2 protein-coding genes are annotated in these 611 nt (G+C 40.8%); both read right to left on the reverse strand.

Annotation, left to right across the window (positions count from 1 at the left end; translation table 11 throughout):
* On the reverse strand, positions 1–137 hold a 137-nt coding region (locus tag B3M51_RS11425), incomplete at its 3' end, for a glutaredoxin domain-containing protein (protein WP_349676741.1).
* Positions 112–531, reverse strand: coding sequence for a rhodanese-like domain-containing protein (locus B3M51_RS11430; protein WP_292759327.1), 420 nt, complete (start codon positions 529–531; stop codon positions 112–114). The genes B3M51_RS11425 and B3M51_RS11430, both read right to left, overlap by 26 nt.
* Positions 532–611 lie beyond the last annotated feature (80 nt).

Genomic DNA, 611 nt, shown 5'->3' on the forward strand with positions numbered 1-611 from the left:
ATTTCGTCATAACTGACACCTTTTTGATCCAGTAACTGCTTTGCCATGGTGCAATACGGGCAATGCGCAGATGAATAAATGATGACTTTGCTCATAACAACGCTCCAAGTCTTAAGTGAATAATGGCAGTTTGGCATCTCGCCATGCGTGCAGACCGCCTGACATTACATAAATATTGGTATAGCCATGTTTTTTGAACTGTTTGGCAGCAGCTTTTGAACGCTGACCACTGTCACACACCAGAACCAGAGGCTGATCCTTCTTTTTTAGCGACTTGAGATTCGCCTCGATATCAGCCACCGGTACATTAACGGAATCGACTATATGTGAAGTTTCAAATGCAGCTTTATCGCGAATATCAACAAAACAGCCTTTTTGCTGATTCACCAGATTAACAGCTGTTGGCACATCAACGGCATTAAACCCACCCAGTTTGCGAGTGAGTGAGTCAGAAAAAACCAAAAACAACAACACCACAAACAAACTGGACAGTATCCAATGATTAACAATAAATTCGCCCAGATTTTCCATTAAACAGCCCTAAATTTATGAATAAATAATGATTTCTATTTTACGCAAAACAACTCGCACATCATGCTGATTAGCCGTAA

Origin of the sequence: Methylophaga sp. UBA2689, assembly GCA_002354555.1 — a bacterium.
Lineage (GTDB): Bacteria > Pseudomonadota > Gammaproteobacteria > Nitrosococcales > Methylophagaceae > Methylophaga.

What these genes read in the sequence shown, in the direction of transcription:
- B3M51_RS11430 (WP_292759327.1), bottom strand. Translation starts at nt 531, where the DNA reads ATGGAAAATCTGGGCGAATTTATTGTTAATCATTGGATACTGTCCAGT.